Source organism: Kribbella antiqua (assembly GCF_004345665.1).
Lineage (GTDB): Bacteria > Actinomycetota > Actinomycetes > Propionibacteriales > Kribbellaceae > Kribbella > Kribbella antiqua.
This window is the reverse complement of record NZ_SLWR01000009.1, coordinates 331,200-354,264: the sequence shown is the minus strand read 5'-3', so window position 1 is coordinate 354,264 and position 23,065 is coordinate 331,200. Positions and strand designations below refer to the sequence as shown.

The 23,065-nt window shown below is 68.2% G+C and carries 26 protein-coding genes; 16 read left to right on the top strand and 10 right to left on the bottom strand.

Annotated elements, in window-relative coordinates; all coding sequences use genetic code 11:
• Positions 1-35: 35 nt before the first annotated feature.
• Positions 36-1,016, bottom strand: a complete 981-nt coding sequence (gene ligD, locus EV646_RS26170) for a non-homologous end-joining DNA ligase (protein ID WP_132152992.1) — start codon at positions 1,014-1,016, stop codon at positions 36-38.
• Between the two features lie 166 nt (positions 1,017-1,182).
• Between ligD and EV646_RS26165 the strand changes: the two genes are divergently transcribed.
• Positions 1,183-2,985: an HNH endonuclease signature motif containing protein gene (locus tag EV646_RS26165; RefSeq protein ID WP_132152990.1), complete on the top strand. Its 1,803-nt coding sequence runs from the start codon at positions 1,183-1,185 to the stop codon at positions 2,983-2,985.
• A 317-nt stretch (positions 2,986-3,302) separates the two neighbouring features.
• Positions 3,303-3,806: a VOC family protein gene (locus EV646_RS26160; protein WP_241996331.1), complete on the top strand. Its 504-nt coding sequence runs from the start codon at positions 3,303-3,305 to the stop codon at positions 3,804-3,806.
• A 320-nt stretch (positions 3,807-4,126) separates the two neighbouring features.
• Here EV646_RS26160 and EV646_RS26155 read toward each other — a convergent pair whose 3' ends face one another.
• From EV646_RS26155 to EV646_RS26135, 5 genes are all read right to left on the bottom strand, one after another.
• The gene (locus EV646_RS26155) at positions 4,127-4,399 is read right to left on the bottom strand and encodes a hypothetical protein (RefSeq protein WP_132152988.1); all 273 of its coding nucleotides are present in this window, start codon (positions 4,397-4,399) and stop codon (positions 4,127-4,129) included.
• A 381-nt stretch (positions 4,400-4,780) separates the two neighbouring features.
• Positions 4,781-5,902 (bottom strand): tRNA dihydrouridine synthase DusB, encoded by a 1,122-nt coding sequence (gene dusB, locus EV646_RS26150; RefSeq protein ID WP_132152986.1) that lies wholly within the window; start codon positions 5,900-5,902, stop codon positions 4,781-4,783.
• 1 nt (position 5,903) lies between these two features.
• Positions 5,904-6,572: a hypothetical protein gene (locus tag EV646_RS26145; protein WP_132152984.1), complete on the bottom strand. Its 669-nt coding sequence runs from the start codon at positions 6,570-6,572 to the stop codon at positions 5,904-5,906.
• A gap of 2 nt (positions 6,573-6,574) precedes the next feature.
• The gene (locus EV646_RS26140) at positions 6,575-7,960 is read right to left on the bottom strand and encodes a glycine--tRNA ligase (protein WP_132152982.1); all 1,386 of its coding nucleotides are present in this window, start codon (positions 7,958-7,960) and stop codon (positions 6,575-6,577) included.
• A gap of 75 nt (positions 7,961-8,035) precedes the next feature.
• Complete coding sequence (locus tag EV646_RS26135) at positions 8,036-8,335, bottom strand: antibiotic biosynthesis monooxygenase family protein (RefSeq protein WP_241996330.1); 300 nt, start codon at positions 8,333-8,335, stop codon at positions 8,036-8,038.
• Between the two features lie 210 nt (positions 8,336-8,545).
• Between EV646_RS26135 and EV646_RS26130 the strand changes: the two genes are divergently transcribed.
• Positions 8,546-8,848 (top strand): DUF6703 family protein, encoded by a 303-nt coding sequence (locus EV646_RS26130; protein ID WP_132152980.1) that lies wholly within the window; start codon positions 8,546-8,548, stop codon positions 8,846-8,848.
• Here the strand turns inward: EV646_RS26130 and EV646_RS26125 are convergent.
• Positions 8,845-10,107, bottom strand: coding sequence for a YibE/F family protein (locus tag EV646_RS26125; RefSeq protein ID WP_241996329.1), 1,263 nt, complete (start codon positions 10,105-10,107; stop codon positions 8,845-8,847). The two genes, EV646_RS26130 and EV646_RS26125, sit on opposite strands and share 4 nt — an antisense overlap.
• 56 nt (positions 10,108-10,163) lie before the next feature.
• Here EV646_RS26125 and EV646_RS26120 point away from each other — a divergent pair, with 56 nt between their 5' ends.
• The 7 genes from EV646_RS26120 to EV646_RS26090 all read left to right on the top strand — a co-directional run bounded on the left by EV646_RS26120 (position 10,164) and on the right by EV646_RS26090 (position 15,442).
• Positions 10,164-11,114 (top strand): metal ABC transporter substrate-binding protein, encoded by a 951-nt coding sequence (locus tag EV646_RS26120; protein WP_132152978.1) that lies wholly within the window; start codon positions 10,164-10,166, stop codon positions 11,112-11,114.
• Positions 11,111-11,869 (top strand): metal ABC transporter ATP-binding protein, encoded by a 759-nt coding sequence (locus tag EV646_RS26115; RefSeq protein WP_132152976.1) that lies wholly within the window; start codon positions 11,111-11,113, stop codon positions 11,867-11,869. Before EV646_RS26120 ends, EV646_RS26115 begins: the two co-directional genes overlap by 4 nt.
• Positions 11,854-12,870 (top strand): metal ABC transporter permease, encoded by a 1,017-nt coding sequence (locus EV646_RS26110; RefSeq protein ID WP_241996328.1) that lies wholly within the window; start codon positions 11,854-11,856, stop codon positions 12,868-12,870. Before EV646_RS26115 ends, EV646_RS26110 begins: the two co-directional genes overlap by 16 nt.
• Positions 12,871-12,931: 61 nt before the next feature.
• Positions 12,932-13,324 (top strand): Fur family transcriptional regulator, encoded by a 393-nt coding sequence (locus EV646_RS26105; RefSeq protein WP_241996327.1) that lies wholly within the window; start codon positions 12,932-12,934, stop codon positions 13,322-13,324.
• Positions 13,325-13,374: 50 nt separating this feature from the next.
• Positions 13,375-13,800: a MerR family transcriptional regulator gene (locus tag EV646_RS26100; RefSeq protein WP_132152972.1), complete on the top strand. Its 426-nt coding sequence runs from the start codon at positions 13,375-13,377 to the stop codon at positions 13,798-13,800.
• A gap of 81 nt (positions 13,801-13,881) precedes the next feature.
• Entirely contained in the window at positions 13,882-14,862 is a 981-nt protein-coding gene (locus tag EV646_RS26095) for an aldo/keto reductase (protein WP_132152970.1), read from the top strand.
• A gap of 85 nt (positions 14,863-14,947) precedes the next feature.
• On the top strand, positions 14,948-15,442 hold the full coding sequence (locus EV646_RS26090; protein ID WP_132152968.1) for a GNAT family N-acetyltransferase: 495 nt from the start codon (positions 14,948-14,950) through the stop codon (positions 15,440-15,442).
• Here the strand turns inward: EV646_RS26090 and EV646_RS26085 are convergent.
• Positions 15,439-16,533: an S-(hydroxymethyl)mycothiol dehydrogenase gene (locus tag EV646_RS26085; protein ID WP_132152966.1), complete on the bottom strand. Its 1,095-nt coding sequence runs from the start codon at positions 16,531-16,533 to the stop codon at positions 15,439-15,441. The two genes, EV646_RS26090 and EV646_RS26085, sit on opposite strands and share 4 nt — an antisense overlap.
• Positions 16,534-16,664: 131 nt before the next feature.
• Between EV646_RS26085 and EV646_RS26080 the strand changes: the two genes are divergently transcribed.
• From EV646_RS26080 to EV646_RS26065, 4 genes are read left to right on the top strand one after another with little or no spacing between them, the layout of a single operon-like run.
• A complete protein-coding gene (locus EV646_RS26080; protein ID WP_132152964.1) occupies positions 16,665-17,555 on the top strand; it encodes an ABC transporter ATP-binding protein in 891 nt (296 codons plus the stop codon).
• A complete protein-coding gene (locus EV646_RS26075; RefSeq protein WP_132152962.1) occupies positions 17,552-18,373 on the top strand; it encodes an ABC transporter permease in 822 nt (273 codons plus the stop codon). Before EV646_RS26080 ends, EV646_RS26075 begins: the two co-directional genes overlap by 4 nt.
• 35 nt (positions 18,374-18,408) lie before the next feature.
• Positions 18,409-19,623, top strand: coding sequence for a sensor histidine kinase (locus tag EV646_RS26070; RefSeq protein ID WP_241996326.1), 1,215 nt, complete (start codon positions 18,409-18,411; stop codon positions 19,621-19,623).
• Complete coding sequence (locus tag EV646_RS26065) at positions 19,620-20,261, top strand: response regulator (protein ID WP_132152958.1); 642 nt, start codon at positions 19,620-19,622, stop codon at positions 20,259-20,261. The genes EV646_RS26070 and EV646_RS26065 overlap by 4 nt, the downstream gene beginning before the upstream one ends.
• On the opposite strand, the gene EV646_RS26060 is transcribed toward EV646_RS26065, so the two are convergent.
• Entirely contained in the window at positions 20,245-21,084 is an 840-nt protein-coding gene (locus tag EV646_RS26060) for an isoprenyl transferase (RefSeq protein ID WP_132152956.1), read from the bottom strand. The two genes, EV646_RS26065 and EV646_RS26060, sit on opposite strands and share 17 nt — an antisense overlap.
• Positions 21,085-21,151: 67 nt before the next feature.
• Here EV646_RS26060 and EV646_RS26055 point away from each other — a divergent pair, with 67 nt between their 5' ends.
• Positions 21,152-21,580 (top strand): hypothetical protein, encoded by a 429-nt coding sequence (locus tag EV646_RS26055; protein ID WP_132152954.1) that lies wholly within the window; start codon positions 21,152-21,154, stop codon positions 21,578-21,580.
• On the top strand, positions 21,577-22,332 hold the full coding sequence (locus EV646_RS26050; protein ID WP_132152952.1) for a PIN domain-containing protein: 756 nt from the start codon (positions 21,577-21,579) through the stop codon (positions 22,330-22,332). Before EV646_RS26055 ends, EV646_RS26050 begins: the two co-directional genes overlap by 4 nt.
• Here EV646_RS26050 and recO read toward each other — a convergent pair.
• Positions 22,329-23,063 (bottom strand): DNA repair protein RecO, encoded by a 735-nt coding sequence (gene recO, locus EV646_RS26045; protein ID WP_132152950.1) that lies wholly within the window; start codon positions 23,061-23,063, stop codon positions 22,329-22,331. The genes EV646_RS26050 and recO overlap by 4 nt on opposite strands.
• Positions 23,064-23,065 lie beyond the last annotated feature (2 nt).

The following is a 23,065-nucleotide window of genomic DNA, read 5'->3' as shown; positions in this document are numbered from 1 at the left end:
CCATCCTCGCGAGCAGGCGTACCGGCGTACCGGCGTCACTCGCCCGGCGCGCCTTCCTCCGCGGCTCGCTTGGCTCGGGCTCGGCGCTTGCCTTCGTGCATGGCGACGACGCGCGCCACCGGGATCGCCCGCCCCTCCTCGAGCAGATCTTCCGGGAGCGCCTGCGGAGCCGGCAGCTGATCCGCCCACCGATCCGCATCACCCAGCAACCCCGGCGCGGTGCGGACTGTGAAGTCGCGCGGCGTCACCCGGTCGAGGTCATCCCAGCCGACCGGGAACGACACCGGCGTACCAGGCCTGACGCGCGGGCTGTACGCGGCAACAACAGTCGCTCCACCGGACCGCGTCGAGTCCACGAACACCTTCCCGCCCCGATCCTCCTTGATGTACGCCGTCGTCGCGACGTCCGGGTCGATCCGCTCAGCCCGCGCCGCGATCGCCCGGGTGGCGGCCGCCGCATCCTCGATCGACACGGCATCGTCGATAGGCACGAAAACGTGGACCCCCTTCGCGCCACTGGTCTTGACCGCACCAGCTAGACCGGCGTCGGTCAGCGCCTGCCGCACCAAGAACGCGGCCTGCACCGCCTTCGCAAACGTATCCCCCTCCGGCGGATCGAGATCGAGCACAAGATGCGTGACGCGATCCCAGCGATCTGCCCGCATCAGCGTCGGGTGGTACTCGACAGCCCGCTGGTTGGCGAACCACAACAGCGTCCGCCGGTCGTCGCACAACGCGTACGACACTTCCCGCTTGGACGCCTCCGCCCACACCTTCGTCGTCTTCACCCACTCAGGCGTGTACTTCGGCACGTTCTTCTGCATGAACGCCGGCTGTCCAGGCCGGATCCGGATCACCGACAGCGGCCGCTCCCGCAACTCAACCAGGATCCGCTCGTGTACGGCGTCGAGGTAGTCGACCAGATCCCGCTTGGTCGCCTCGGCCCCATCGAACAACGGCTGATCCAAATTGGTCAGCCCCACCCCATCCCGCACCTCATCCGGCTCACGCGCCATCCCCCGAGCTTAACCGCGCAGCCGCCAGTCTCCCCCTCAGTTCACCGCCCACCGCTTGCCTATCACTTTCTGACCGGTCTTGAGTGTGACGTTTCCCCTTGTGGATAAGGGGATTCCGGCCTTGGCTGACTTGCCTCGGCATCCAATCGAACATATGCTCGGATACATGTTCGACGATGATCTGGATGAGCTCGACACCGCAGACCTGCTGGTCGCCGCGGCGCAGTTCGTCGACATCCAAGAACACGCCGCGGTACGGCTCCTCGAGGCCGCACTCGCCTACGCCGACCGCCACGCCGTCGTCAACTACGACAGCGGCGAGGTGCTGCCCGGCACCGAACGATTGAAGGTGTACGGCGGTGACGGCTGCCCCGGTGTGGCCGAGTTCGCCCCGCTCGAGTTCGGCGCCGTCACCCGGATGTCCACCGGCGCGGCCGCCTCCTTCATCGGTGAGGCGTTGGCGTTGCGGCACCGCCTACCCAGGATCTGGGCCGCCGTGCTGGCCGGGAACGCGGTCGCGTGGCGGGCCCGCAAAATCGCCCACGCCTGCCTGTCCCTGTCGCTGGAGGCGGCCGCGATCGTCGACCGCCGCGTCGTCGGCATCGTCAACACCGTCACCCCCACCAAACTGGCCACCATCGTGAAGGCCGCCATGTGGGAAGCCGACCCCGACCTGGCCAAAGCCCACGCCGAAGCCGTCGCCAAAGCCCGCGGCGTCTACGTCGGCCCCTCCGACGACCACGGCACCAAACGGTTCTGGGTCCGCGCCGCCGCCGGCGACGTGATCCGCTTCGACGCCACCATCAACGACATCGCCCACGCGTTGAAGATCCTCGGCGACCCCGACACCCTGGACGAGCGCCGCGCCAAGGCGATCGGCTGGATCGCCGACCCGGCCGCCGCCCACCACCTTCTCCAGGTCGCCCGCTACCTCGCCCGCACCCGCCCCCACATCCCCGACGACGACCCTGCCCGCCACAGCAGCGGACAGCCCGCTGCCGACACTCACCGCAACGCCACCGACGTGCACGACGCACATACCCGCGACCAGGCCGACGTCGGCGACTCCTGCGCAGGCACCGATGCTGACGTCGGCGACTCCTGCGCAGGCGCCGATGCTGCCAACGGGCGGCCCGCCGGTGATGACTTGCCGGCTCCGGACGACGACCAGGTTCTGGATGACGACGAGGTTCTGGACGACGACCAGGTTCCGGACCATTGGACCGCGTCGCGTGACGAGATGGCTCCCGATGACGATCCCGACCCGGACGACTGGCATCCGCCGATCGACGACCGCGCGGCGACCGACACCGGTGCGCCGAGTCGGCCTGGAGGCGACCTCGAACTGGACGCATTCGCCCGAGCGATGCTGGCTGACTCGCTCCCGGCGCGGCTCGCAGCGATCAAGCAGCACGCCTACAGCCACGGCCTCGCCGCCGACACCGGGCAACGCCCCAACCGGCACACCCTCTACGTCCACCTCACCGACAAAGCACTCGCCACCGGCAACGGTGTGCTCCGGGTCGAAGAACTCGGACCGCTGCTGCTCAACCAGTTGAGCGAACTCCTCGGCCACGACCACATCGTCGTCAAACCGGTCATCGACCTGCGCGAACAGGTCAATGTCCACAGCTACGAAATCCCCGACCGGATCCGCGAACGCGTCCGGCTCCGGCACCCGGTGGACATGTTCCCCTACGGCGCCGCCGAAGCCACCACCCGAATGGACCAAGACCACATCACCCCCCACAACCGAACCGGCCCACCCGGCCCACGAGGCCAGACCGACCCCGACAACCTCATACCACTCGGCCGACTCCACCACCGCGCCAAAACCTTCGGCGGATGGCAGAGCCGCAGGCTGCCCACCGGCGGCATCGAATGGACCAGCCCGCACGGGTTCCGCTTCCACGTCGACCACACCGGCACCCACCCGCTGTCCCCGATCACACGGCCGTCCGAACGCTAGCCTCCACAATCCACCCATCGCAGCCCGCCAACGGCTCACCGGCGCGAGCGACCCGGAGGCGGAAGCCGAGAGCGAACGCGGAGGCAGAGCCGGCGGCGAACGCGGAGGTGGAGGCGGGTGGGGCGGACGCGGAAGCCAAGGTGGAGGGGACGGGAACGGGGACCGCGGCTGGGGTTGGGTGGCATGGCTGGGGTGTGTTTCACAGTCGGGTTCGTCTGCTGCATGGTCGACGGTCTTGGCTGGCTGCGCGGATTGGGGCGGCGCTGTAATCAGTTCGCTGGTCATCGGCTCGTCCGGTGCGGTCGCGGGGTTGTGTTGTGGCATGTCGGATCAGTGAACTGGTGCCCGGTTGCCGCGACCCTGAGTTGCTGAGGCGGTTCTGGTGCGAGGTTCTGGACTTCGTCGTACTCGATCGCGAGGACGACGGCTCGCTGGAGATCGGGCCGCGCGAAGGGTTCGGTGGTCCGCAGCCGACGATCATCCTCAGTCGCAGGGATGAACCGGAGAAGGGGAATTCCCGGCTGCACATCGACGTCAACGCCACCGACCGCGACCAGGACGCAGAGCTCGAACGCCTGCTGGAGCTCGGTGCACGTCCGGCCGACATCGGCCAGACAGGCGACGAACCCTGGCACGTCCTGGGCGACCCCGAAGGCACGAGATCTGCCTCGTCAGGGCCCGCCTCGCCCCACTCTGACGCTCATCGGCCACGCCTCGGCACCAGCCACCTAGGTCTGCCTCGAAGTCCGGTACGACGGCGCGTCGTGATGGTGAAGTCAGTGAGGCCCCGGTCGAGGGTTCATCGACCAGGAAGAACCTGAACACCCGAGAGCTCCAGACCACACCCCTCGCGGTGACGAGCCGGCTTGACCCCGACCTATGAGCGATGAGCGGTGGGCGCAGCCGGACCGCTGTCTGCTGTGCCACACGGTCGGTTCGGCCCATGGGCCTGGCCGAAACGGCCGCTGATCGAAGCGACCAGCTCGTGGGTGCGGCCTGTGCGCCCTGCCGGGACGTCCCGGACTGCCCCGGCTCCCGGTGGCGGTGCGTGCGCTGTTCCGGCGGTGGGAGCGGGCCAGCCCTCGACCGTGTCCAGCTGGTCTTCCTCGAGCAGGCTCTTGCCGACCTCGTGGCCCTGTGGCTAGCGCGTTGGCGCCAGGTACAACGTCTGACCGGCGTACACCTGATGCAGTTCGGGCCCCGGCTGCAGCATCGACGCGACGATCCAGGGCGGCGAGGCGCTGAGCCCGCGGCAGCAGGTGGACCGGATCAGCAGCGCCATCAGCACCTCGTACCCGGACCCCTTGGCGCGCCAGTACAGCGACGCGTAGAAGATCCTGGTCGACTGCAGTCTGGAGCGGGCGACCGAGCTGGCCGGTAGGACTGGTTCGCGTCCAGCCCCGAGCGCAGGCACCCGCGCAGCTCCCGGGTTGCCAGCGATTCGGCACCGCCGCGTCGACTCTTGGCAGGCATGGGGCACAGATCGTCACCGCTGTGCAAACCCGCGGCGGATGCGGCCGGACCGAGCACCTGGGACGTCAGCGCGGACTCAACGATCGCCCGGGCGCACCAGCACCAGCCGACACTCGGAGCTGCAGCAAGAGCCGTCCGATGGCATCACGGCAGAACCAGACGACCACGCGCTGGGACGCCCGCGGCGGATGCGGCCGGACCGAGCACCTGGGACCTCAGCGTGGCCTGGGATATGACGACGCGGTGTGTGCCGCTACGCGCTTGGGCCTGTGGAGCGAACTGCGCCCCTGCGGGGCTCGTTGGCGGTGGGTGGTTGCGGGAGTTAGCCGCCTGACACGCCGATTTCGGCTGCGGCTAGGTCGGCTGAGAGGCCGTCTGTGTCGTTGAGCCAGCCTTCGGGGAGGACTATGTGGTCTCGGGGGCTTCCTTGGCGGCCTCGGGGGGCGCCTAGTTCGGCTACTGGGAAGGGGATGGTGGGGTCGAGTTGGGCGAGGAGGTCGTCCAATTGACTGAGGGACTCGACCATGCCCAGGGCGGCTCGGAGGTCGCCGCCGGCGGGGAAGCCCTTGAGGTACCAGGGGACGTGTTTGCGGAAGTCTCGGAGGCCGCGGGGTTCGCCCATCAGGTCGGCAAGTAGTTCGCCGTGGCGGCGCATGACCTGGGTGACCTCGCCGAGGGTCGGCAAATTCAACGCTTCCCCGCCGGCGAAGGCGACTGCCAGGTCGCGGAAGAGCCAGGGGCGGCCTAGGCAGCCGCGGCCGACGATGACGCCGGCGCAGCCGGTTTCGGCGACCATCCTCAAGGCGTCGCCGGCTTCCCAGATGTCGCCGTTGCCGAGCACGGGGATGTTCACATGAGAAACCAGCGCAGCGATCGTGGTCCAGTCGGCCTGGCCGGAGTATGCCTGCGCCGCCGTACGGCCGTGCAAGCCGATCGCGGCGGCACCCGACTCCTCGGCGATCCGGCCGGCGTCGAGATAGGTCTGATGCGCGGAGTCGATGCCGATCCGCGTCTTCATCGTGACCTGCACCCCGTACGGCGTCGCAGCCTGGACCGCGGCACGCAGGATCGCGCCGAGCAGGTTGCGCTTCCACGGCAGCGCGGCTCCCCCGCCCTTGCGCGTCACCTTCGGGACCGGGCAGCCGAAGTTCAGGTCGACGTGCGCGACGCCGTACTGGTCGCAGAGCAACTGGACCGCGCGGCCGACGTACACCGGATCGACGCCGTACAGCTGCACCGACCGCACGGTCTCACGAGAGTCGAACGTGAGCATGTCGAGCGACTTCTGATCGCCCTCGACGATCCCGCGCGAGGTGATCATCTCGCACACGTACAGCCCGGCGCCCTGTTCCGCGCAGAGGCGCCGGTACGCCGCGTTCGTGATGCCGGCCATCGGCGCCAGCACCACGGGCGTGTCGATCGTCAGATTGCCCAGCTTCAACATGTCAGGCCTTTGCCACCAGGACCTGGCCGTTGCCGGAGACCTGAGCTTTGTAAGGCTGTACGGCGTTCGCCGTCGTCGTCACGTCGCACGCGATACCGGCGCCGGAATGCTTGACCACAGCAACATCATCCATCGTGCAGGTCACCTTGGCCGCATCGGGTGCGGTCCGCAGTACGGCGTCGATCACCTTCGGCTTCACGATCGCGACCGACTCGGAGGTGAACTTGTACGACGCGCTGTACTGCTTCGCGTCGACGGTCAGCGCGCCGCTGTACGACTTCCCGGCGTACGTGACCGTGCAGGTCAGCGAGTGCTTGCCCGGCGTCTCGATGTCCGCGATCCCCGGGCACTTCACGGAAGTGGTAGCAGCCTTGCCCGCCGCGATCTGCGCCCGCTTGGCGATCTCGAACTGGATCCGGTCCGCCAGCGGCGCGTCGCTGGAAGGCGCGCCGGTCACCTTCGGCGTCGGCCACGGCTTCGACGGCGTCGGCAGCGGAGTCAGCGAGGGCGTGGATGCGGTGGGGATCGGAGCGCTGGAGCTGCTGCGGCCAGCTGAGGATGGCGCCGACGACGGCGGACTGTCGGAGCACGCGCTCAGCGCGAACACCACGACCGCGGCGACTCCGAAGACAGCCAGCCCGAACCGCAGCTGCGACCCCCGAAACGCCATCGTCAGCAACCGACCAGGTGCTGGGCGAGGTAGCCGGTCACCTCGGTCAGCGCGACGCGCTCCTGCTTCATCGAGTCGCGCTCCCGGATCGTCACCGCCTGGTCCTCGAGGGTGTCGAAGTCGACGGTGATGCAGTACGGCGTACCGATCTCGTCCTGGCGGCGGTAGCGACGGCCGATCGCACCCGCGTCGTCGAAGTCGACGTTCCAGTTCTTCCGCAGCTCGGCGGCCAGATCGCGAGCCTTCGGGGACAGATCCGCGTTGCGCGACAGCGGCAGTACGGCGGCCTTGACCGGAGCGAGCCGCGGGTCGAACCGCAGCACCGTCCGCTTGTCCACGCCGCCCTTGGCGTTCGGCGCCTCGTCCTCGGTGTACGCGTCGAGCAGGAACGCGAGCACGTTGCGGGTCAGGCCGGCCGCGGGCTCGATCACGTACGGCGTCCAGCGCTCGCCCTTCTCCTGGTCGAAATACGACAGGTCGGCGCCGGAGTGCTTGGAATGCGTGGACAGATCGAAGTCGGTCCGGTTCGCGATGCCCTCGAGCTCGTCGAACTCTTTGCCGCCGAAGTTGAACTTGTACTCGATGTCGACGGTGCGCTTGGAGTAGTGGCTGAGCTTCTCCTGCGGGTGCTCGTAGAAGCGCATGTTGTCCGGGTTCAGGCCGAGGTCGACGTACCAGTCCCAGCGGGTCTTCAGCCAGTACTCGTGCCACTCCTCGTCGCTGCCGGGCGCGACGAAGAACTCCATCTCCATCTGCTCGAACTCGCGGGTCCGGAAGATGAAGTTGCCCGGGGTGATCTCGTTCCGGAAGCTCTTGCCGACCTGGGCGATGCCGAACGGCGGCTTCTTCCGCGCCGTACCCATCACGTTGGCGAAGTTGATGAAGATGCCCTGCGCGGTTTCGGGGCGCAGGTAGTGCAGGCCTTCCTCGGACTCCACCGGGCCGAGGTAGGTCTTGAGCAGGCCGTTGAACATCCGCGGCTCGGTGAAGGTGCCCTTGTTTCCGCAGTTCGGGCAGGCGATCTCGGCCAGCTTGACGTCGTCGGCGTCCTTGTTCTTCCGCCGCGCGAAGTCCTCCCGCAGGTGGTCGTCACGGAACCGCTTGTGACAGGACTGGCACTCGGTCAGCGGGTCGACGAACTCGGACAGGTGCCCGGACGCCTCCCACACCTTCGTCGGCAGGATCACCGACGAGTCCAGCCCGACGATGTCGTCACGGCTTGTCACCATCGCCCGCCACCACTGGGTCCGGACGTTGTTCTTCAGCTCCACGCCCAGCGGCCCGTAGTCCCAGGCCGACTTGGTACCGCCGTAGATCTCGCCGCACGGGTACACGAAGCCTCTCCGCTTGCTGAGGCTGACGACGGCATCGACGGTTTCCACGGGCACTTTTCGACTCCACTAACAAACACAGTTGGCAGTACGGAAGGGTCCAGGCTATCGGTCCGGGCCCGGGGTGTCGCATCAGTGCTGCGGCAGGTACTCAGGCAGCAACTCCTCGTACGCGGTCGGCTCGTCGATCGCCTCGGAGAGCAACGGCACAGCGGCCAGTTTCACCTCGTAGGGCGACAGTGCCCGGCGATAGCTGCCGATGTTCTCCCACTCCAAGGTCAACGCCAGCAACTCAGGGTCGTCGACATTCCGCCCGGCCCGCGCCGCGACGAACCCTTTCTGCTTCCCCAGTACGTCGAGCGCCGCCTGCAACCGGACCGCGAACTCCGCCTGCGCCGACTCCCCCACCCGGAACCTGATCACCACGAACACCCGGGACACACTAGTGCCTCGTGAAGGAACGTTGGTGCCTTTAGCGGTGGTCCAGGCGTTCGCTGGCAAGGCGGAGGAGGAGAGCAATGCGGAGCATTGCGCGACGACGACAACGCCGCCAGCGGGCGTCTGGGGCGCCGATAAAGGTGCCGAACGTTTCTTCACGAGGCACTCGGCGATCCCGTTGGACCGACCTGGAACAATGGCCGAATGAGCAGCAGTCAGCCGGTGAGTCCCCTACGGCAGCGGATCACCAAGATCAGTTACCCGTACGTGGCGAAGCTGCACGGGATGCCGAAGCTCACGCTGCCCGGAATCACCCTGGTCCTCGCGCTCGCGGGAATGTTCGCTCCGGTCCCGCTGGGGGTCCCCGCGCTGCTCCTGCTCGCGCTGCTGCTGTCCTGGCTCGGCTTCCTGTCCTGGCCGGTCGTCACCAACGGCCAGCGCGCGCTGCGAGTGTTCTCGGTCCTGGTCATCCTGCTCTTCGCGGTCTCCCGCCTCGCCAACGGCTAGGCGGCGACCAGGTCGCGGGAGCGGTCGGCGACGGCCATCGCGGCCAGGGCGGTGGTGAGCGGGACGGCCGCGATGATGCCGAGGCTGCCGACCAGACCGCGGACGACTTCCATCGCGACGATCTCCGTCGAGATCGTGTACTGAGCCGGGATGCCCTGGATGGCGAAGGTAATCAGGACGGGCATCGCGGCACCGGCGTACGCGAGGACGAGGGTGTTCACCACCGAGGCCACGTGCGTACGGCCGATCCGCAGGCCCGCGGCGACCAGCTCACGTCGGCTCGCCGACGGGTTCGCCGCGGAGAGCTCCCACACGGCCGCCGCCTGGGTGACGGTGACGTCGTCGAGTACGCCGAGCGCACCGATGACCATGCCGGCCACCAGCAGGCCGACGAGGTCGACGTTCGGGAAGAACTGCTTCACTGCCGAGGCGCTGTCGCTCGCCAGACCGCTGAGCTGACAGAACTTGGTGAAGAACCAGCCCAGCAGCACCGTCAGCCCGAGCGCCGCGATCGTTCCGGACAAGGCGATCGAACTCTCGGCATTGATCCCATGGGTGAGGAACAGCGCGATCGCCATCACCACCGAGCCGCCGACCACCGCGACCAGCAGCGGATTCGAGCCGCTCAGGATCGCCGGCAGGATGAACTGGGTCAGCATCACCGCGGTGACGGCAAGTGCGATCAGGGCGGCGAATCCTCGCCAGCGCGACAGCGCGACCACCGCGACCGAGAAGATCAGCGCGAGAATCAGCAACGGTTTGGTGCGGTCGTGATCGACGTACTGGTACCGGTCGGCGATGTTCTTCGCGTCGGTCTGGACGCCCAGCATCACGGACTGCCCGGCCTTGACCGACACCGTGATGCCCTGGGGCACCTGGACCGTCGTCGTCTTGCCCTTGTCCGGACCGGTGCTCAGCTTGATCGTCGCCTCGTCGCACTTGTCCTTCGGATTCGGGCACGCCTTGATCGTGGTGACCTCCGCGCGCGCGGTGTCCGTCTGGTACGACGCGACCTTCAGATTGCTGTCCGGCCACATCACCACCATGGCGATCACGGCCGCCAGGATGAGCGGAGCCAGGATGGCGGCGACCACTATCCGAACGCGCCGGGCGACGATCGCGTCCGAGTTCACCACCGACGTGTCGACTACGTGATCGCCGTGACCATGCCCGTGACCATGGCCGTGACCTGCGGGAACGTCGAGTTTACGACGGCGTGCGGCCCGGTGGTCGGCGCGCCGTCGGCCTTGGCTGGCCATGCTCAGGTCAACTCCCTGTTTTGACAACCACTTCCAACTAACTGAAAATGATTGTCATGAGATCTTCTGTTCGTGCTGTCCTCGCCGGCGCCACCGCCCTGGCCGCCGTCACCCTGGCCGGATGCGGCGACTCGTCCGCCAGCGGCTCCGGTGGCGACAAGCTCGACGTCGTCGCTTCGTTCTACCCGTTGGAGTTCATCGCCCGCACAGTGGGGGGCGACGCGGTGAATGTGACCACGCTGACCGCACCCGGCGTCGAGCCGCACGACCTCGAGCTGACCCCCAAGCAGGTCGGCGAAATCGCCGGAGCGAAGCTGGTCGTCTACGAGAAGGACCTGCAGCCCGCGGTCGACGAAGCGGTTGCGCAGAACGCCAAGGACGCCGGTTTCGACGTGGCCCCCGCCGCCAAGCTGGAGGCCACCGGCGCGGACTTCGAGGAGCACGAGGAAGGCGAGGCGGCCGCGCCAGCCGCGCACAACGACAAGGCGCTCGACCCACACTTCTGGCTCGACCCGGTCCGGTACGCCGCCGTCGTCCAGGCGGTCACCGACAAGCTGGTCGCCACCGACGCCGCCAACGCCGACGGCTACAAGGCACGGGCCAAGACGCTGCTCGACGAGGTCGGCAAACTCGACTCCGAGTACAAGTCCGGCCTGTCCGACTGCAAACTCAAGACGTTCGTGACGAGTCACGAGGCCTTCGCGTACATGGCGAAGCGATACGGTCTGACGATGGTCGGCATCGCCGGGTTCACCCCGGACGCCGAGCCGACCCCGACCCGGATCAGGGAGGTCCAGGACATCGTGAAGGCCCAGCACGTGACCACGATCTTCTACGAGGAGCTGGTCAGCCCGAAGGTGGCCGAGACGATCGCGCGCGACGTCGGCGTGCAGACCGCCGTACTGAGCCCGATCGAAGGTCTGTCGGATGCCAACTCCAAAGAGACCTACCTGACGCTGATGCGGGAGAATCTGCAAGAGCTCCGGAAGGCGAACAGCTGCGCGTGACACGTTCAGAAGACACTGCGAAGGCCGTTCAGGTCACCGATCTCTCGGTTGACCTGGGCGGTCGTCCCGTCTTGCGCGGGGTCGATCTGCAGATCCGCCAGGGCGAGGTGGTCGCCGTCCTCGGCACCAACGGCTCCGGCAAGTCGACCCTGATCAAGACCGTCGTCGGGCTGCTCTCCGCGGCACGCGGTGAGGTCCGCCTTTTCGGTACGCCGGTTCCACGCTTCCGGCAGTGGCGACGCGTCGGTTATGTCCCGCAGCGCATCACGGCGGCCGGCGGCGTACCGGCAACTGTGTATGAAGTGGTGTCGTCGGGGCTGCTCTCGCAACGGCGGATGTTCACTCCCCTGCGGGCTGCGCAGAAGCAGGCGGTCGATGAGGCGCTGCAGCTCGTGGATATGCCCGATCACCGAAAGGACGCGGTCGCGGAGCTGTCCGGCGGGCAGCAGCAGCGGGTCCTGATCGCGCGGGCGCTGGTGTCCGATCCGGACCTGCTGATCCTCGACGAGCCGACCGCCGGGGTCGACCTGGCCAGCCAGCAGATCTTCGCCGACGCGATCCGCGAGCGAGTCGCCCGCGGCACCACCGTGGTGATGGTCAGCCACGACCTCGGCCCGATGGACGCGCTGATCGACCGTTCCGTCGTACTGCGCCGTGGCCGGATCGTGTACGACGGTCCGCCGCACGCCTCGCAGACGCACGCACACGTCCACCCGCATACCGGTGGCGACGAACCGGGATGGCTCTCCTCATGACGATGTTCCAGCTCGAGTTCATGCAGCGGGCCTTGATCGCCGGGCTGCTCACCGGTCTCTCCGCTCCCGCGATCGGCACCTACCTGGTCCAGCGCCGGCTGTCGCTGATGGGCGACGGCATCGGCCACATCGCGATCACCGGTGTCGCCCTCGGTCTGCTCACGGGCAGTGCGCCCGTCCTCACCGCGATCCTTGTTTCCATCGCCGGCGCCACCGCGATCGAGCTCGTCCGCGCCCGCGGCAAGGCCAGCGGCGATGTCGCCTTGGCCCTGCTTTTCTACGGCGGTATTGCGGGCGGCGTGCTGCTCATCGGCCTTGCTGGTCAGGGCGCGGCGACGCTGAATACCTATCTGTTCGGCTCGCTCACCACTGTGTCGCCCAGTGATCTGTACGTCGTCGTCGGCCTGGCTGTGACTGTTCTCGTGGTGGCAATCGGGCTCGGACCGCAGCTGTTCGCGGTGTGCCAGGACGAGGAGTTCGCGCGCGTCACCGGGCTGCGGGTGCAGTTGCTGAACCTGGTGATCGCGGTGATGGCCGCGGTGACTGTGACGGTGGCTATGCGGACCGTGGGGTTGCTGCTGGTGAGTGCGCTCATGGTCGTCCCGGTGGCGACGGCACAGCAGGTGACGCGGTCGTTCCGCAGTACGTTCGTGACGGCTTGTGTGATCGGTGTCGTCGCGTGCCTGGCCGGCATCGTCACGTCGTACAACGCGAATGTGGCTCCGGGCGCGACCATCGTCGTACTGGCGCTGGCCGGGTTCGTGGTGGCGGCGACGGCTGGGACGCTGATCCGGCGGCGGCATCGCCAGGTCGCTCCGCTGCCGGACGAGGAGCCGGAGGTCGGCGTACCGGTGCCGGAGCCTCACGTGGTGAGTGCCGGGCATCCGCACCAGCACGACCCGAGGTGCGGCCATACGAAGGTGGAGCACGGGGATCACGTGGACTACGTGCACGACGGGCACCTGCACGCGGCGCACGGCGATCATTGGGACGAACACTGACTTCTGAGAGAATTGGGCGCGGTTACCGGCAAAATTCGGTGACGGAATGACAGGAGGAACGGTGGCCATCGGAACACGCTCGACCCGTCAGCGCGCGGCGGTGGCGTCGGCGCTCGACAATCTCGACGACTTCCGGACGGCCCAGGAGATCCACCAGGAGCTCCGGTCCGCGGGCGAGGCCGTCGGCCTGACCACTGTCTACCGGACCCTCCAGGCCCTCGCCGACTCCCGCGAGGTCGACGTACTGCGGACCGCCGACGGCGAGACGGCGTATCGGCGCTGCTCGAAGGGTCACCATCACCACCTGGTCTGCCGCAACTGCGGCCGCACTGTCGAGGTTGAGGGCCCGGCGGTCGAGCGCTGGGCCGACAAGATCGCGGCCGAGCACGGGTACGCCGACATCAGCCACACGCTGGAGATCTTCGGCACCTGCTCCGACTGCCAGCAAGCGTGACCTAAGTCACCTTTGCCTTTGAGCGCGCTCTAACCCGTACTGTCGAAGACATGACCACGACCGAGCTCATCGACCGGGAGCTGCTGGGCCTGCTGGATCTCCCGGCCGATCTGCCGGAGCAGCTCACCATCGCCGAGGCCGCCGAGCTCACCGGCCTCACCGCCCACACGCTGCGGTACTACGAACGGGTCGGGCTGGTCCACGTGGGTCGCGACGCCGCGGGCTACCGCAGTTACGACCGGCGGGCGATGGCGCGGATCGTGTTCGTCACCAGGCTCCGCGCGTCCGGGATGCCGATCGGCACGATGAGCCACTACCTGGACCTGGTCGAAGAGGGCGAGCACACCGAGCCGCAGCGGCTCGCCCTGATGCAGGAGCACCGGGCCAGGATCCAGCAGCAGCTGCGTGATCTGCAGCTCGCGCTCGCGGTGACCGACTACAAGATCACCGTGTACGGCGGCACCGCCGCTCCGTAACCAACCACCTTTCACCTGAGCCGGCGACCCTCGGAGGTCCGTCGGTGGGCGAAGCCATGCCATTTCGAAGGAGACAGACAGATGAAGCTGGGTAATGAAGGCGCTGAGGTCAGCCGGCTGGGACTCGGCTGCATGGGGATGAGCTACGCGTACGGCGCGACCGACGACACCGAGTCGATCGCGACACTGCACCGGGCGCTCGACTTGGGGATCACGTTCCTCGACACCGCCGACATGTACGGCTTCGGCGCGAACGAGGAACTGGTCGGCCGAGGCATCGCGGACCGCCGGGACGAGGTGTTCCTGGCGACCAAGTTCGGCATCACCGGTGATCCGCGTAATCCGGCGGTTCGTGGCGTGAACGGATCGCCCGAGTACGTGCGGTCGTCGATCGACGGATCGCTGAGCCGGCTCGGGCTCGACCACGTCGATCTGTACTACCAGCACCGGATGGATCCCGCCGTACCGGTGGAAGAGACCGTTGGTGCGATGGCTTCGTTGGTCGAGGCCGGAAAGGTGAAGTACCTCGGACTGTCGGAGGCGTCGGCGGACACCATCCGGCGGGCGCACGCCGTACATCCGATCACCGCGGTGCAGACCGAGTGGTCGGTGTTCAGCCGGGACATCGAGGACGAGGTGCTGCCGACGTGCCGCGAGCTCGGCATCGGGATCGTGCCGTACTCGCCGCTCGGGCGCGGGATGCTGACCGGCGCGGGGCCGCGGGTGTCGGAGCTGGCGGCTGACGACTACCGCCGGACGCTGCCGCGGTTCTCGGCCGAGAACGAGGAGGCGAACCTGGCGCTGGTGGAGGAGATCCGTTCGGTCGCCGCCCGCTACGACGCGACGCCCGGGCAGGTCGCGCTCGCGTGGGTGCTTGCGCAGGGCAACGATGTCGCCCCGATCCCGGGGACGAAGCGGCGCAAGTACCTGGAGGAGAACGCTCGCGCCGTCGACCTGGTGCTGTCGGCCGAGGATGTCGAGGCACTGTCCAAGCTCACGCCGGTCGGCACGCGGTACCCGGACATGAACTGGGTGGCCGGGAAGACGGCCCCGCTCGGCTGATAAACTGTGCAGCAGTGAGCCTCCCGCTTCCCGCGGGAGGCTTTTCTGCGTTCTCATCCCCTGTTGTTCCTGTCTGAGGAGACCCATGTCTGATCTCGTCGTACGGCGTACCACCGCAGCTGACCGGGAAGTCCTGGAGCGGCTGTGGCTGATGTTCCGTCATGACCTGTCCGAGTTCCAGGGGCAGTTGCCGCGGCCGGACGGCGGGTATCGGACCGAGTGGTTGGAGAAGGTGCTGACCGGCGATCCGGAGTGGGCCGGCTACCTGTTCCACACCGGAGAGAACCCGGTTGGTTTCTGCTTCATGCGAGCGCTGCTGCAGCCGGTGCACGTGCTCAACGCCTTCTTCCTCGTGCGACCGGTCCGGCGCAACGGACTGGGTCTGCGCGCAGTGCGGGAGGTTCTGGCACATCACCCGGGGCCGTGCGAGGTGGCGTTCCAGGCCAACAACGAGAAGGCCGTCCGGTTCTGGCAGCGGGTCGCGACCGAGATCTCCGGTGACGTCTGGACGCAGGAACGCCGCCCGATCCCCGGCAAGTCCGAAGCGAACCCCGACGTGTGGATCTCCTTCAAGGTCTAGAAGACCACGACTGACCGCAGGACGTCGCCGTGGTGCATCTTGGTGAACGCGGCCTCGACCTCGTCCAGCGCGATGGTCTCGGAGACGAAGCGGTCCAGCGGTAGCCGGCCCTGGAGGTGGAGGTCGATCAGGAGTGGGAAGTCGCGGGTCGGCAGGCAGTCGCCGTACCAGCTGGACTTGAGCGAACCGCCGCGGCCGAAGAAGTCGAGCAGCGGCATCTCGAGGCTCATCTCCGGCGTCGGTACGCCGACCAGCACGACCGTGCCGGCCAGGTCGCGGGCGTAGAAGGCCTGCTTCCACGTTTCCGGCCGGCCGACCGCGTCGATCACCACGTCCGCGCCGAACCCGCCGGTCAGCTCCTGGACCGCTTCGACCACACCGTCCTGGTCGAGGTCCTTGGAGTTGATCGTGTGGGTCGCGCCGAGCTCCCGGGCGACGTCGAGTTTGCGCTGGTCGATGTCGATGGCGATGACTCGCGCGGCCCCGGCGAGCCGTGAGCCGACGACGGCCGCCGTACCGACTCCGCCGCAGCCGATCACGGCGACCGAGTCACCGCGGCCGACGTTGCCGGTGTTGATGGCGGCGCCGAGGCCGGCCATCACGCCGCAGCCGAGCAGCCCGGCGACCTCGGGCTTCGCGGCCGGGTCGACCTTGGTGCACTGCCCAGCCGCGACCAGGGTCTTCTCGGCGAAGGCGCCGATGCCGAGCGCGGGTGACAGTTCGGTGCCGTCGGCAAGGGCCATCTTCTGCTTCGCGTTGTGCGTGCTGAAGCAGTACCACGGGCGGCCGCGCAGGCAGGCGCGACAGTTCCCGCAGACCGCCCGCCAGTTCAGTACGACGAAGTCGCCCGGGTGGAGGTCGGTCACGCCCTCGCCCACCGACTCCACGATCCCCGCCGCCTCATGGCCGAGCAGGAACGGGAAGTCGTCGTTGATGCCGCCTTCGCGATAGTGCAGGTCGGTGTGGCAGACGCCGCACGCCTGGACTTTCACCACCGCCTCCCCCGGCCCTGGATCGGGGATGGTGATCTCCTCGATCGACACCGGCTCGCCTTTGCCCCTCGCCACCACACCACGCACCGTCTGACCCATCCCCCGAACCTAACCGCATCCGCCGTACGACGTCAGCCCCTCGCGCGCGGCGCGTGTCCACCGGTTGGGGGACACGGGGTCCGCCGGGTGGTGCTCCCAGGCGGCGGGCTGTGGACGAGAGGCTGGACGGCATGACGACAGATGAGGCTGTGAGGGTGCGGGGGCTGGTGAAGCGGTACCCGGACAAGGTCGCCGTGAACGGGGTGGACCTGGACATTCATCGGGGTGAGGTCTTCGCGCTGCTCGGACCGAACGGCGCCGGCAAGACGACGACCGTGGAGATCCTGGAGGGGTATCGCCGGGCCGACCTCGGTGAGGTCACTGTGCTCGGGGTGGACCCGGCACGCGGTGATCGGCACTGGCGGGCGCGGCTCGGGATCGTGTCCCAGACCTCGCGCGACGAGGCCGAGCTGTCCGTCGCCGAGCTGGTGAACCACTTCGCCGGCTACTACCCCGCGCCGCGCGACCCGGACGAGGTGATCGCCGCGGTCGGTCTGGACGAGAAGCGCCGTACGCGGACTCGCAAGCTCTCCGGCGGTCAGCGGCGCAGGCTGGACGTCGCGCTGGGCGTGATCGGGAACCCGGAACTGCTGTTCCTGGACGAGCCGACCACTGGATTCGACCCGGAGGCGCGCCGGCAGTTCTGGGCGCTGATCGAGAACCTGCGGACCGAAGGCACCACCATCCTGCTCACCACCCACTACCTGGACGAGGCCGAGCACCTGGCCGACCGGGTCGGGGTGATCGCCGACGGCCAGATGGTCGAGGTCGGTACGCCGGAGACGCTCGGCGGCCGCGGTGCCCGCACCGCGCGGGTGTCCTGGCTGTCCCCGGACGGCATGCGCGAGGTCCGCACCGACGAACCGACCGCGGAGGTCGCCCGGCTGATGGCGCAGTACGGCGGTGAGGTCCCGGAGCTGGAGGTCCGGCGACCGAGCCTGGAAGACATCTACCTCGAACTGATCGGCCGGCCCGCGGTCGCTGCCGAGCCCACCTCTCTCACCGCTGGAGCCGTCCGATGAGTGCCGTCGCCACCACCACCCTGCCGTCGCCCCTCAAGGTCGGGCTCTCCCGGACTCGGCTCGAGGTCAAGCAGTTCTTCCGCGAGCGGGAGCAGTTGATCTTCACCTTCTTCTTCCCGATCATCTTCCTGGCCATCTTCTCGGCCGTGTTCAGCGGCACCGACTTCTCCGGCGGCGTCACCGCCGCCACCTACTTCACCCCCGGGATGATTGCCTCCGGCATCTTCCTGACCAGCTTCCAGTCGCTCGCCATCACCATCGCGATGGAGCGCGACGAGGACCTGCTGAAGCGGTTGCGCGGTACGCCGATGTCGCCGCAGTCGTACTTCATCGGCAAGATCGGGCTGGTCCTGACCACGTCGATCCTGCAGTTCGGGTTGCTGCTCGCGATCGCCGGGCTGCTACTGGGCGTCGACATTCCGACCGAGCCGTCGAAGTGGCTGCACTTCCTGTGGATCTTCGTGCTCGGTACGGCGTCCGGGTCGGTGCTCGGGATCGCGTTCTCCGTCGTACCGAAGTCGGGCAAGGCCGCGTCGGCGGTGGTGACGCCGGTGGTCCTGCTGCTGCAGTTCATCTCCGGGGTGTACTTCGTGTACAGCAGCCTACCGGCCTGGATGCGGACGGTGTCGGAGTTCTTCCCGCTGAAGTGGCTGGCGCAGGGGATGCGGTCGGTGTTCCTGCCGGACGGATACGAGGTGAACGAGCCGGGCGGTTCGTGGCAGCTGGGGACGGGCGCGATCGTGCTGTCGATCTGGCTGGTCGTCGGACTCGTCGTCGCCCAGCGCGTCTTCCGGTGGACCCGGCGCGACGCCGGCTGATTGTCGACAATCTTCGGTAGAGGAAGATGGGCCCCGTGGAACACAGGAATCTGCGCACCGACCAGCCGGTCTGGACCCGGACGCTGGTCGGCTGGCACATCGTGTTCTGGGTGCTGCTGGGCATGACGCTGGCGATCTCGTTCACCACCGAGCTCGGCACCACGCGCCGGATCGTCTACACCGGTGCCGTGGTGCTGCTCGGAGCGGCGTACCAGTTCATCGGGCTTCCCGCGGTCAGGTCGCGCCGGCGACTGCCGTCGTACCTCTATCGGATCCTGCTGATCGGCTGCCTGATGGTGCTGGTCGGGCTTTATCCACAGTCGGTGTTCCTGATGTTCATCGCGTCGGCGCAGATCTGGCTGCTGTGCGAGGACGTCCGCGAGGGTGCGGCGTTCAGTTTGCTCCTGGTGATCGGAGTCGGAACCGCGCAGCTGTGGAGTGCCGGGTGGGGCTGGGACACGTTCTGGTCGGTGCTGCCGTGGATGGCGGTCAGCCTGGTCGTGAGCCTGCTGTTCGGGATCTGGATCGAGAAGGTGATCACCCAGAGCGAGCAACGCGCGGAGCTGATCGAGCAACTCGAGTCGGCCCGGGACGAGCTTGCCGAGGCGCACCACACCGCGGGCGTGATGGCCGAGCGGGAGCGGATGGCGCGTGAGATCCACGACACCCTCGCGCAGGGCATGACCAGTATCGTGATGCTCGCCCAGACGGCCGCGGTCGAGCTCCAGCGCGGCGGTACGGACGGGGCCGCGGCCCGGCTGGCGGCGATCGAGGACACCGCGCGGGAGAACCTGGCCGAGGCCCGCGCGCTGGTTGCAGCGTTCACCCCAGTCGCGTTGTCAGAGGCAACGTTGACCGAGGTGCTGCGCCGGCAGGCCGAACGATTCGCGGCCGAGACGGGCGTCGACGTTCAGGTATCGCTCGATCTGCCGGACGAGGAGGTCGCCGCGCTGCCGCAGGGGCAGCAGGTGGTGCTGTTGCGGGCGGCGCAGGAGGCGCTGGCGAACGTACGCAAGCACGCCGGTGCGACGCAGGTGCTGATCACGTTGGGGATCTCGGACGGCGGGGTGTGGATCGAGATCCGGGACGACGGATCGGGGTTCTCGCCATCGGTGTCGTCGGGTGGTTTCGGGCTGGCGGCGATGCGGGGGCGGGTCGAGGAGTCGGGTGGTTCGGTGCAGGTGGAGAGCGCGCCGGGTCAGGGGACTCGGGTGCAGGTGTTGATCCCGTCAGCTCAGGAGGATGCGTGATTCGGGTTCTGGTGGTCGACGACCATCCGGTGGTGCGGTCCGGGCTGATCGGGATGCTCGCGGTGACCGACGACATCGAGGTGGTCGGAGAAGCCGGCGACGGCGCCGAGGCGTTGGCGCTGGTCGAGACGACGCGGCCGGACGTCGTACTGATGGATCTGCGGATGCCACGCAAGGACGGGGTGGCTGCGACCGGGGCGATCGTGTCCGGGTATCCGACGACCCGCGTGCTGGTGCTGACGACGTACGACACGGACACCGACATCCTGCACGCGGTCGAGGCCGGGGCCGCCGGGTATCTGCTGAAGGACACGCCGCACGCGGACCTGCTGGACGGGATCCGGGCGGCTGCCCGCGGTGAGACCGTCCTCGCTCCCCCGGTCGCGGCGCGGCTGATGTCTCGGTTGCGTACGCCGGCCACCCCGGCTGCTGCTCAACCGTCGCCGCGGGAGCTGGAGGTACTCGCGGCAGTCGCCCGCGGACTGAGCAACGTGGAGATCGGGCGCGAGCTGTTCATCGGCGAGGCGACTGTGAAGACGCATCTTCAGCGGCTCTTCGCCAAACTGGATGTCGACGACCGCACCCGGGCGGTGACCGTGGCGATCGAGCGCGGCCTGCTGCCTAACCCTCGTTCGTAGCGACCGGGTTCGGAATCGCGCCGCCGTAGCGGCGGTCGCGCTGGGCGTAGAGCTCGATCGCGCGCCACAGGTCGCGACGGTCGAAGTCCGGCCAGAGCGTGTCGAGGAAAACCATCTCGGCGTACGCGAGCTGCCAGACCAGGAAGTTCGAGGTCCGCTGCTCGCCGGATGAGCGCACGAACAGGTCCACCTCCGGGATGTCCGGCGCGTACAGGTGCCGCGCGACGGTCTTCTCGGTGATCCGGTCCGGGTTGAGCTTGCCCGCGGCAACCTCTTTGGCGATCGACTTCATCGCGTCGGCGATCTCCGCCTGGCCGCCGTAGTTCACGCAGAACTGCAGCGTGATCGTGTCGTTGTGCTTGGTCCGCTCCTGGGCGTACTCCAGCTCCTCGATCACGCTCTTCCACAACCGCGGCCGCCGCCCGGACCACACCACCCGCACACCCATCGCGTCCAGCTCGTCGCGCCGGCGGTGGATCACCTCACGGTTGAACCCCATCAGGAACCGCACCTCGTCGGGCGACCGGGCCCAGTTCTCGGTCGAGAACGCGTATGCCGAGATGTACTTCACCCCGACCTCGATGCCGCCCTTGATCACATCCAGCAGCGACGCCTCCCCGGCCTTGTGCCCCTCGGTCCGCGGCAACCCCCGCTGCTTGGCCCACCGACCGTTCCCGTCCATCACGATCGCCACATGCCGCGGCACCAGCTCCGCCGGAATCACCGGCGGCCGCGCCCCCGACGGATGCGCATCCGGCGGCACCACCACCTTGTCCCGGCTACTCGCGATCTCCCGACTCCGGCGACGACCCAACGGCGACATGCCCCGAGTCTCTCGCACCGCCCCGCCTACCCGGCAACTGGCCGGTACCGGCCATAGACTCAGGGACATGCCTGGACCTACCACCGATGCGCGGATCTATCTGCTGGACCCGGATGAGCGCCACCTCCTGCCCGACGGGCCCGCGGTGGTCGGCCCTGACGGCGTACGCGAGGAGATCCCGCCGCTGGTGTTCAACGCGATCCAGCACGTACTCGCGGCGATGCGGGCCGGCCAGGCGGTGAAGATCTCGCCGTACCGGCCGGAGCTGCCGATCGACGAGGCGGCCGACGCGATCGGGATGGCCCGCGACGACCTGCGCAAGTATGTTGCCGAAGGCGCTGTTCCGTTCCGGTCGTCGGAGTACGTCGACTGGGTCCGCCTCGCCGACGTGATCGCCTGGGACAACAAGCGCCGGGAAGAGCGCAGCGCGGCGCTCCAGGAGCTGCTGGACGAGGAGCCGTGGGACGAATCGGACGCTGATGGGAGGCCGTCGTGACAGAGTCGCGCTCACCCAGCTCGAGCCGCCCGGAGCGCGCGTTTCTGGACGCCAACGTGATCGTCGGTCAGCTGACCACCAACATCCTGCTGTCGCTGGCGGAGCATGACGTCCTCGATCCCCGTTGGTCCCAGGGCGTCATCGAAGAGATGCGCCGGCACACGCCTAAAGCCGTTCCGGCAGACAGGATCGACCGGCGCATCGAGGCCATGAACGGTGCGTTTCCGCACGCGATGACCGGCGACCACCCCAAGGGTCTGGAGGACCAGATGGTGGCCGACGCGAAAGACAGGCATGTGCTGGCAGCGGCCGTGTACAGCGAATCGGACGTCCTCGTGACAGAGAACGTCAAGGACTTCAAACCGCCGGCGAACGGCCCGCACGCGATGCGGGTCGAGAAGCTCTCGCAGTTCCTCGTCCGCAAGCTCACGGAAGACACCGAGCGCGTCACAGCGGCGATGCAGCAAATGGTGGCCAACAACCGGTTCGACCCACGCACTATGCCCGCTCTGCTCGACAAAATGGCCCGCCTGCGGGAGCTCCGCGCCTTTGCGCAGAAGCTGAACGACAAGGTGCCGGACGAGCAAAAGGGCACCGCGCCGGTCCTGACAGCCAACGTACGAGGCTCAGCACACCACGCCGCCCTCACGGCAGTGGTCCCGCCTGGCACGCCGCACGCACCCGAGGCCACGCCAGAGGCCAGCAAGCCCACCGGACAGAGCCAAGAGAAGTCCAGCCAGCAAGAGCTCTAGGACGTCAGGTCCAGGTGAGGTAGGGACCTGAGCTGGTGGTCTTGGTGGTAGGTGAAGAAGGCGGCCACTAGACCGGTGGCTTCGCGGCGGGTTCTGGGGTCGGCTTGGAGGGCGGTGGGCCAGTCTCCGGTGAGGAGGGCGGCCAGGTGGGCGACCGTGGCTGGGGATGGCATCGCTGAGGCCGGAGGGCGGCAGGTGGAGCAGACGACGCCGCCGGCGCTGGGGCTGAAGGCGCGGTGTGGGCCGGGTTCGCCGCAGCGGGCGCAGTCGCCGAAGGAGGGGGCGTAGCCGGAGATCGCCAGTGAGCGGAGCAGGAAGGAATCGAGGACCAGGGCGGGTTCGCGTTCGCCGGTGGACAGGACGCGGAGGGCACCGGCCAGGAGCAGGTGTTGCTGGGTGGCGGGTTCCTTCTCCTCGACGACCAGCCGGTCCGCGGTCTCCAGCAGGACGGTGCCAGTCGTGTACCGGGCGTAGTCGCCGACGATCCCCTCGCCGTACGCCTGGATCGAGACGGCCTGGGTGACGACGTCGAGGGTCCGGCCGGTGGCCAGTTGCAGGTCGACGTGGCTGAACGGTTCGAGCCGGGCGCCGAAGCGGGACGACGTACGGCGGACGCCCTTCGCGACGGCGCGGATCTTGCCGCGACCGCGGGTCAGCAGCGTGGCGATCCGGTCCGCCTCACCCAGCTTCTGGGTGCGCAGCACGATCGCCTCATCCCGGTAGAGCGGCACCC